Genomic DNA, 2,737 nt, shown 5'->3' on the forward strand with positions numbered 1-2,737 from the left:
GTCCGCATCGAGGCCTGGCCCCTCGTTCCGAGTGCTGTCGTCACCTTCACTGAAGATTGGTTCCGTCGAAGGGGAGGCGACCCCAGGCACCACAAGAACGGCAAGCTTGTCGGTAAAGACCTGTTCTCCCGAGTGCTCGAGGACCAACCGCTCGGAAACGAGGACGGCGAGCAGACGGGGTGGAAGCTGCTCGGCATGGGACTGGCTCAGGCGATCGGCAACCTCCATCGGCACAATGTTGAGCAACGAGCCGACGCCGAGCAACTGGCGTGGCGCGTCATCGGCCTCGCCAGCCTTCTCTTAGGTGAAATGAAGCGGAGCCATCCGGCCCCGACATCCTGAATGGCACGCATCCAGGCCCGGGGCTCTTAATCGAGCAGGCCGGGACGGCCATGTTGATTCATGTCGAAACCCAAGTCGGGACCGTGAAGAGCCTTCACCTCCAATCTCGGGCGACAGCTCCCACCGAGAATCTCCTCGCTACGTGCCAGGAGTCGTAACGATCCGGGATATCGCGTTCATCGAACTCAGCCTTCGCTGGAACCTCGAGCTGACAGTTCAGTCGCGCAGCTCGGTCGCTCTGGTCAACGGGCATCGTTAGTGCCAGACCCAGCTTCCGCGCGCGAAGAAGCTCGCTACCTTCACCGAACGCGAGCACGCAATCTCCGAAGAGTTCCAACTGTCCCGGTCCTGTGACATCAATACTGCTTCGACCCTGGATTGCGACTCCGCCTTCCGCAACACGTTGAGGGACGCCGAACTTGCTGATGCCCTCGTGTCGGTAGGAGCCGAAAAGGTTGAATGTCCCTAGATCGAAGGATCCACCTCGCAATGTGCTGATTCTCAGGTTTTGCCGGTGTTCCGGGAGGTAGGCGGCGCCCTGCGGAGACATGAACATCTTCAACTTCGTTGAAACCCTCAAGGTGCCCAGTCGGTAGTCCCTGGGGTTCTCGTGCGGCCCGTCGTTGCCGGCGTAACGTTCGACATCAACTTGCCCGCCGATCAGCTCGAGTGTCGGCACCGACGCCTCGGAGATAACGGACCTGATCAACTCGCTGCGGTGGGCAGTACGAGTGCTGTTTCCCTCTCGCCAGGGCACCTCGCGTTCTACCCTTCCACCGTTCTCGACTCCGACGATGTACGGGGCGCGGTCGCTGGTGAAGTGAAGCGCAACGACGGACTTGCCCCTTCCAATAGGCACGTTGAGTATCTGCAGTTCGGGATGAACCTCATCGAAGTGCCTGCTGACTGAACCCCACCAGTTCGACGGCTCGGTCCCGCCGGCTCCGTGAACTCTCCTACCGCGTTCGTCGACGCCGATGATCCAGAGAATCGGTTCGCCCCCAGATGCGTTCGCGTGGCCCGCGACCTGGCGTGCAACCTTGAGTCCGGCATCAGGCCAGTCGCGCTTCAGCTCCACCCGATCGTCCTCGACCTGCGTTCCCGCGATCGCAGCGTCAACGATCTCGATGACCCGTGCTTCGAACCTTTGTCGCTCCATGAGCCTTAGGTCTAGCAGCGCGAGGTGGGGAATGCCTTCGAAAGAGCGACAAGTCGCCACCTGCTTCGCTCGCAGGCGTCGCTTAGCGCGGTTGACGCATGATGCCTACATGCCCGATCGCTCCATCGTCACCGCTGAGTCGTTCCAGGAGAGCGTGGGCGCCCTCCGAAGCGGCGCGCTTAGAGCCGTCAGGTACTTCTGCGCAGTCGAGCACCTCGGCTGGGACGAGGGTCCACAGCACGTTGCCGACATGGGCGTTGAGCTCGACTTCGGCAACCGAACGGTCGTTGTTTCGTGGGGTGACGCCTTCGGCCACTTTGGCCTCGAGTTGCAACTCACTCGGGGCAGCGAGCTATTCAAGAACAACCCGACGATCTTCGATGTTACCCACCACGATTTCTGGCAACCGTTTGTGGGAGGCCGTCTCGAAGCAACCGACATCTGGCGAACTGGCGTGGTGGGGGCCACCGAACCGGCCCCCGTCGCGGTCAACCTTCGGTGCCGAGGTCAGGACCTCTGGGTGGTCGCCGCTGAAGATCGGCTCTACGACGGATTGTGGCTCGGCGCGGACTCGTTGATGGTCACGCGCGACCCCTCCTGGGTCGAGACACACCTCGGGTCAGCGGAGTAATCCGGAGCGCGCCTTGCCCTCGGCGAGGATTGACGAGAATCTTTGAACCTGCGCAGGACCTGACACAGGGGTCCGCCTTTTCGACTCCAGAGGGTCATCCCCCCACACGTCGGTACAGGTTGGTCAAGCGCCGGCCCGACGATCATTCACGGCAAAGCGTCACTTGTCTTGCGGCTTCCGGATCAGGAAGAAGTACACGAAGACCCCGAGCGCAACTGAACTAGTCACCGCATCGAGGTGGGCCGCAATCTCGGGATGCAACAGTCTCTGTTCGAGGGACAACAGGCTGAGGTAGGTCGCCATGATTAAGGCAGGAAGGCGGCCTCCGACCACAACATCCTCGTCGTCGAGTGACGCGGCAACGGCGTCACGCGCCAACTCCTCGAACTCCGCGACGAGCGCATCGTCGACTTCGGAAAAGTCCAACTGATCAGCGAGGAAGTCGTCAGTGGCAGTCACATTCCAGACGATCTGCTCCGCCATCTGATCGAACATCCGGCTCGTATCGAACGACTCCAACAACTTGCTGGTGTCCATGCCCGCCACAATCCGGCTCGCGTCGAACGACTCCAACAACTTGCTGGTGTCCATGCCCGCCACAATCC

4 protein-coding genes are annotated in these 2,737 nt (G+C 61.3%); 2 read left to right on the forward strand and 2 right to left on the reverse strand.

What is annotated here, in order from left to right; genetic code table 11:
- A partial coding sequence (locus tag ABD127_RS18900) for a TIGR02391 family protein (RefSeq protein WP_344204441.1) occupies positions 1–342 on the forward strand: 342 nt, incomplete at its 5' end.
- A gap of 94 nt (positions 343–436) precedes the next feature.
- Here ABD127_RS18900 and ABD127_RS18905 read toward each other — a convergent pair.
- Positions 437–1,420 carry a hypothetical protein gene (locus ABD127_RS18905; protein WP_344204444.1) on the reverse strand — a complete coding sequence of 328 codons (984 nt, stop codon included), beginning with the start codon at positions 1,418–1,420 and terminating at the stop codon, positions 437–439.
- A gap of 190 nt (positions 1,421–1,610) precedes the next feature.
- Here ABD127_RS18905 and ABD127_RS18910 point away from each other — a divergent pair, with 190 nt between their 5' ends.
- Positions 1,611–2,132: a hypothetical protein gene (locus tag ABD127_RS18910; protein ID WP_344204447.1), complete on the forward strand. Its 522-nt coding sequence runs from the start codon at positions 1,611–1,613 to the stop codon at positions 2,130–2,132.
- A gap of 159 nt (positions 2,133–2,291) precedes the next feature.
- Here the strand turns inward: ABD127_RS18910 and ABD127_RS18915 are convergent.
- The coding region (locus ABD127_RS18915; RefSeq protein WP_344204450.1) for a hypothetical protein at positions 2,292–2,737 on the reverse strand (446 nt) is incomplete at its 5' end.

Source organism: Aeromicrobium alkaliterrae (assembly GCF_039529015.1).
GTDB lineage: Bacteria > Actinomycetota > Actinomycetes > Propionibacteriales > Nocardioidaceae > Aeromicrobium > Aeromicrobium alkaliterrae.